At 31.3% G+C, this 6,000-nt stretch carries 7 protein-coding genes; 3 read left to right on the top strand and 4 right to left on the bottom strand.

Features of this window, described 5'->3' with window-relative positions:
- Nucleotides 1-307: 307 nt before the first annotated feature.
- Nucleotides 308-646 (bottom strand): DUF3889 domain-containing protein, encoded by a 339-nt coding sequence (locus tag COI44_RS08415; RefSeq protein ID WP_098427531.1) that lies wholly within the window; start codon nucleotides 644-646, stop codon nucleotides 308-310.
- A gap of 163 nt (nucleotides 647-809) precedes the next feature.
- On the opposite strand from COI44_RS08415, the gene sleB reads away from it, so the two are divergent.
- Nucleotides 810-1,628: a spore cortex-lytic enzyme gene (sleB, locus tag COI44_RS08410; RefSeq protein ID WP_098427530.1), complete on the top strand. Its 819-nt coding sequence runs from the start codon at nucleotides 810-812 to the stop codon at nucleotides 1,626-1,628.
- Nucleotides 1,629-1,643: 15 nt separating this feature from the next.
- Entirely contained in the window at nucleotides 1,644-2,969 is a 1,326-nt protein-coding gene (gene ypeB, locus COI44_RS08405) for a germination protein YpeB (protein WP_098427529.1), read from the top strand.
- 90 nt (nucleotides 2,970-3,059) lie between these two features.
- On the opposite strand, the gene COI44_RS08400 is transcribed toward ypeB, so the two are convergent.
- The 3 genes from COI44_RS08400 to COI44_RS08390 form a co-directional block, all read right to left on the bottom strand.
- Complete coding sequence (locus tag COI44_RS08400) at nucleotides 3,060-3,839, bottom strand: undecaprenyl-diphosphate phosphatase (RefSeq protein ID WP_098427528.1); 780 nt, start codon at nucleotides 3,837-3,839, stop codon at nucleotides 3,060-3,062.
- 89 nt (nucleotides 3,840-3,928) lie between these two features.
- The gene (locus COI44_RS08395) at nucleotides 3,929-4,828 is read right to left on the bottom strand and encodes a beta/alpha barrel domain-containing protein (protein WP_286163829.1); all 900 of its coding nucleotides are present in this window, start codon (nucleotides 4,826-4,828) and stop codon (nucleotides 3,929-3,931) included.
- 284 nt (nucleotides 4,829-5,112) lie between these two features.
- Entirely contained in the window at nucleotides 5,113-5,520 is a 408-nt protein-coding gene (locus COI44_RS08390; protein WP_098427526.1) for a cytosolic protein, read from the bottom strand.
- A gap of 131 nt (nucleotides 5,521-5,651) precedes the next feature.
- Between COI44_RS08390 and COI44_RS08385 the strand changes: the two genes are divergently transcribed.
- Nucleotides 5,652-5,903 (top strand): alpha/beta-type small acid-soluble spore protein, encoded by a 252-nt coding sequence (locus COI44_RS08385; protein ID WP_097977309.1) that lies wholly within the window; start codon nucleotides 5,652-5,654, stop codon nucleotides 5,901-5,903.
- The last annotated feature ends 97 nt before the right edge of the window (nucleotides 5,904-6,000 follow it).

The raw sequence follows: 6,000 nt of genomic DNA, 5'->3' as shown, positions 1-6,000 counted from the left end.
TAATTAATAAATAAAAATTCTTCAATAAAAAAATAAAAATTAAGTTAATGTGTTTAACTTTCTACAATAATTCAAACTTTTTATTGTTTTTTTGCACTCACTGATTGTGTTAATTTTTTTATTTAATTTCAATTACTGTTCCATCATTAAGATCTTATTTGAATTCTCAATTTTTTCTATTATTAAAAAAATATATCCTTTTTTCTAACTATTACTCCCCTTTAAAATTCCTTCATGTGATTTCTCTCACAATAAGTGTTTTAATAAAAAACATCACGTTTAAGCGATGTTTTTTAAAGCTAGTTACTTATCGATCCGTTTCAGTATAAGTAATTCCTAAGTATCTTTCTGTTCTTGGTTCAAATTCTACATTTACATATACGCCGAATTCCCTGCTTCCATCTTTTAATCTTAACCATAACTTGAATTTTTCTACTGAGACTGTTGGTGTTTTTTGTTCTCTTCCTATGTGTAAATAATCTATTACATCCGATTGCGGGTATCTTTGGATTGTTTTTTCAACTGCAATTTTCCCCCATTTAGCATATGGAGGTTCATAAACAGGTTCTGCAGCAGCTGGGTTTACTTTGCAAAAAATACAAAATAAGAATGAGAAAATGAAAATGGCTCTAATTGTTCTTTTCATAATACCTCCTCCTTTATGCTCCTATCCTTACTATTCGACCCCTCTTCTCTATCTATCCGTTTCTGGTTTGTGTAATTTATATCAGTTTTTACGCTTTTTACTAATAAAAAGAAATTTTTTACAAATAGTAATCCTATATGTATTTGATTAAGGAGGATTTATTTTGCAAAAGAATTTTCACTTTAAAACTGCATTTATTATCTTATGCATAATATGTATTTCACTGATTACTTTAAATATTTACTTACCTAAAAAAGAAGTTGATGCTTTTAGTAGTCAAGTACTCAGCCGTGGTTCAACGGGCGACGATGTTAAGGAGCTTCAAGAGCGACTTATATTTATAGGGTTTCTAGACGATAAAGCTGATGGAGTTTTTGGCTGGAATACATACTGGGCTCTTCGTAATTTTCAAAAGGAATTTGGTATGAAAGTTGATGGTGTCGCAGGAACAAAATTAAAAGAAAAGTTAACAAAAGCAACTAAGAATTATAAAGGTAGTACAGCAAATAATAATACTTCCAATAATAACGGTTCAAATAATCCGCCGGCTAAACCGGATACAAATAAGCCTAATAATTCGAATTCAAAACCAAATAATAAACCAATTGCAAACGCACCAAATGGTTATACAGATAATGACATTAAATTAATGGCAAATGCAGTATATGGAGAATCACGTGGTGAGCCATATATTGGGCAAGTTGCAGTTGCTGCTGTTATTTTAAACCGTTTAACAAATGCATCTTTTCCAAATTCAATCGCTGGTGTCATATATCAACCAGGTGCTTTTACGGCAGTTGCTGACGGTCAAATTAATTTAACTCCTAATGCTCAGGCTAAAAAAGCAGTAATTGATGCAATAAATGGCTGGGATCCAACCACAGGATGTATTTATTACTACAATCCTAAAACAGCAACAAACCAATGGATTCGTGGCCGCCCTATTATTCTTACAATAGGACAACATATTTTTTGTAAATAATTGTAGTGAGGTGTAATTATGAAAGGTAGTTGGATTGTTGTAGGTGCTTTAACAGCCGCTCTAATCGGTACTGGCTATTGGGGATATACGCAAAATCGCGATCTGAAAGAAATGAATTTAAAAGCCGAAAATAATTATCAAAGAGCTTTTAATGAACTAACATTTGATATGGATTTATTACACGATAAAATCGGTACGACTTTAGCAATGAATTCAAGAACGTCTCTCTCCCCTGCTTTAGCAGATGTATGGCGTCTTTCCATTCAATCTAAATCGGATATTGCACAACTTCCACTAAAATTTGTGCCTTTTGATAAAACGCAGGCTTTTTTAACTGGAGTTGCAAACTTTAGCTATAAAACAGCGGTTCGAGATTTAAATAAAGAACCTTTAACTGCAAAGGAATATAATTCTTTACGTAATATTTATTCAACAGCTGAAAAAATTCAAGATGGTCTACGGAATGTACAAACAAACATCATGAATAAAAACTTAAGTTGGATTGACGTTGGTCAAATATCTGAAGAAAAAGAAGCACCTCGTGACAATAGTATCATAGATGGTTTTAAACATATTGAACAAGTAAAAGCGACTACAGACAATGATTTTGGTCCAACGTTTTCGAATGGTCAAGAGGAATCTAAAGGCTTAAAGAAACTAACTGGTAAAAAAATTGATGAAAATGAAGCTAAAAAAATTGCTGAAGACGCTGTACCGCTCAAAAATGTTACTAAAATTCAAGTTACTAGAAGTAAAACCGATAATGATCGATTTGAACCTTTTTACTCAGTTTCTATGGCTCACAATAACCCAGTAGCTGATACGTATATGGAAATAACTGAAACTGCTGGCTTGCCGATCTTCTTTATTACAAATAGACCAATAGCTAAACAGCAAATCAGTTTAGACGATGCAGTAAAAAAAGGTTTAAGTTATTTAAATTCAAAAAACTATAAGAACATGGAATTATATGATAGTTCACAATACGATACAATTGGTGTACTTCAAATGGTTAAATCAATTGATGACGTACGCATCTATCCAGAAGCAATTCAATTAAAAGTTGCATTAGATAACGGTCAAATAATTGGATTTAATGCTAAAAACTATATTACTTCAAACCATGTACGTAAAATCCCTACTCCTAAGCTTACACTTGAGCAAGCACGAGCAAAGCTTAATAAAAATGTTAAAGTTGAAGAAGAACGATTAGCTATCATTTTAAATGATTTTAATAAAGAAGTTCTCACTTATGAATTTTTAGGTACATATAATCACGATACATATGATATCTTTATAAATTCGACTACTGGTGATGAAGAAAAAGTTAAAAAACTTTGAGTAATAAAAAAGCACAGGATTATCACTCCTGTGCTTTTTTGTATACAAAACGATTAGTTATCATTTTGTATCAATTTTTATCGATTTACATTAAAATATCTTCAAATACTGAAGTACTACGATACTAACCCCTAAAAAAATAACATAATAGCCAAAAATATTCAGTGATTGTTTTTTTAATAAATTGATCATCCAACTGATTGCTAAATAACCGAATATAGCAGCAGCTAATGTTCCAAGAAATAGCGGGAAAAACGGAATTTGCTCCGTGTTTCCGCCAAGAAGATCTTTTCCTTGGAAGACGATTCCACCTAAAATTGCAGGAGTAGATAGTAAGAACGAAAAATAGGCAGCGCTTTTACGTTCCATTCCTTTAAATAATGCTGCAGCGATTGTTAATCCTGAACGAGAAACCGCTGGGAAAATGGCAAGTGCTTGAAATGAGCCGATGAATAAGGCATCAACCCACGTTAACTCCTCCATTGTTTTCTTACCTTGTCTCCGTTTATCAGCAATAAACAAAATAATACCAGTAAAAATGAACTCCCAACCGATCGTTTTACCTGAAACAGAGATTTCATCAAAAAAATCTTTAAATAATAAGCCTACAATTACAGCGGGTAATGTTCCTACAAATAGTAATAAAGTTAATTTTGAAAAAGGTTTTTTTATCAAACCTTTCCATTCTTTACTGTAAAAAACAAACACTGCTAATAAAGTACCAATATGCATTAACGTATCTAATAATAAGCCCGCCTCATCTAACCCGAATAAATGTCTACCAATATATAAATGACCAGTACTACTGATAGGGAGAAATTCAGTTAGCCCTTGAATGATGCCTAATATAATTGCTTCAATGTTAGACATAATCAATTCTCCTTTCATTCAAATTAGTAAATTATATGCAAAAATAATTCAATTCTTGTCCAAATTATTAAAAACAATATAAAAAAGCATCATGTTAGATGCTTTTTGGATGGTAATCTTGAAAATAATTTACTAGTAGGCTCTTCACTTAATTGGGTTGAAATATAGTTTGTAGCGTCTAGTAGTTTTACTTCATCAACATCAGTTGGAATCTCAAGTCGATGTAAAAATGAAATTAAATCTTCCGTTTCAATCATTCTATTTTGTTCATTAGATGGAAAACAGCCTCCGAATCCTCCATTTGCTGATTCAAACCGCTGAATCCCATACGAAAGTGAAGTATAGATGTTAGAAATGCCATTCCCAAAAGTATTATAAAATTGCATTGAACAACGTTCTTTCGGTATTTTTATTAATAAATCCTCCAAAAATAACTTAACTTGAAGAGGTGTTACTTTACCTATCGTATCAACAAATGATAAAGCCTCCACTCCATCATCTAATAATTGCAATGCCAGGTCGATTGCTTTTTGATGACTTACTTTTTCATCGTGACAGCCAAATACTGTCGTAATATAAGCACGCGTAAGCTTTTCATAATCTTTCGCTACTTTTGTCATCTCCTTTATATCTTTCAAAGATTGATTGATCGAGCAATTTTTAACTTTAACATTATATGACTCACTTGTTGAGATAAAAAAGTTAATTTCATCTGCATCTACAACAAATGCTCTCATTAAACTTCTTTTATTTGGCACTAATACTCCATATGTTATATGATGATCTCTTTTTAGCTTTAATACTAATTCGGTAGCTTCACTAAACTGTTGTTTATTCGGATAATTCATTAAAGTGGATACTTCGATATGATTTATTCCACTAGCAATCAGATGGTTAATCCATTGTAATTTTTGGTCAATAGATAATCGTGATCCATATTGAAAATTAATACGAGGTCCAATTTCTTTAATATATACAGACTGTGGCATGTTCAATATGATCGACTCCTATTCTACTTTTTATTTTTTTAAACAAGCTCCTCTGTAAATATCCTTGTATAAATTTTACTTGAGTCGAAAGTTATTTATGATAGATAGAGTAGAATCTTTAAAATAAAAAAGCTCTCGATAAAAATATCAAGAGCTTGTTTGAAATCATCGGCTTAAATTAATAACCAAAACAAATTTGTGAAACTTCCATTTTTTGCATAAATACCCATTTTAAAATATATAAACTCGGTATTTCCTGGAAGAATATACATTTATTTGGAAGTTTATACTTCTAAATCTTCGCCTTCTTCAATTACATGGAATAATAGATGAACTAAATGATGAATTGAACTAGTAGCATCCAGTTCAACTTCCTCTTCTTCAGAAGTTTCATCAACGAATTCTAAATCATTTAAATATAAAGCCATGAATTCATAAAAATCTTTCATTGCAAATGAATAGCATGCAACTGGTTCTTCATCTTCTTCATTATATTGTAGGACTAAATGAGATACATTACCTTCATTATCCTCTGAATCTAAAAACACAAAAAAGCCTATATTCGTATCGATTTCGAATAAATGTCTAGTTCCACCTTCAGTAGACTTATGGTATTCCTCATCATTCAATTTTTGGATTAACATATTATCTACATTATCTTCTTTGTGAAAAGTTACATTAAAAGATTTCATCATCATTCTCCTTTTAGTTCGATTAATCAACGCATGTCTTCATTATGTAACATTCCCTATTTTATAGCAATTATTTCCATAATTAAAAAAATCGATAAACGGGAAATCTACAACTAAAAGGAGTGGGTTTGATGAGTAGAAAAAATAAAATCTTAGTTCCTGAATCTAGAAAAGCACTAGATGCTTTAAAAGCTAAAGTCATGCATACATCTAATCCTGAAGATGCTAAATTCGAAGCTGCTGAGGAAGTTGGAGTTCCTTTAACGAAAGGATATAATGGCAATTTAACTTCCCATGAAAACGGTAAAGTAGGTGGACGGATTGGTGGGAATATGGTGAAGGAATTAGTTAGAATGGCGCAGGAGAATTTGAATAAACGTTGATGTAACGTGGTTTGATTAGTATTAAATTTTGTCATTCTCCCATAATATATAGTTTTACTATCTTATATTCGATCATTGGACTTTTCCTTATTGATAG

It is taken from the genome of Bacillus sp. AFS088145, assembly GCF_002564465.1.
In the GTDB taxonomy this organism is placed as follows: domain Bacteria; phylum Bacillota; class Bacilli; order Bacillales; family Bacillaceae_G; genus Gottfriedia.
The sequence above is the reverse complement of the archived record's forward strand: the minus strand, read 5'-3'. Positions and strand labels throughout refer to the sequence as shown.

Coding starts and splice junctions, on each gene's coding strand:
- COI44_RS08415 (WP_098427531.1), bottom strand. CDS start 646: ATGAAAAGAACAATTAGAGCCATTTTCATTTTCTCATTCTTATTTTGT.
- COI44_RS08390 (WP_098427526.1), bottom strand. CDS start 5,520: ATGAAATCTTTTAATGTAACTTTTCACAAAGAAGATAATGTAGATAAT.
- COI44_RS08395 (WP_286163829.1), bottom strand. CDS start 4,828: ATGCCACAGTCTGTATATATTAAAGAAATTGGACCTCGTATTAATTTT.
- COI44_RS08400 (WP_098427528.1), bottom strand. CDS start 3,839: ATGTCTAACATTGAAGCAATTATATTAGGCATCATTCAAGGGCTAACT.
- COI44_RS08385 (WP_097977309.1), top strand. CDS start 5,652: ATGAGTAGAAAAAATAAAATCTTAGTTCCTGAATCTAGAAAAGCACTA.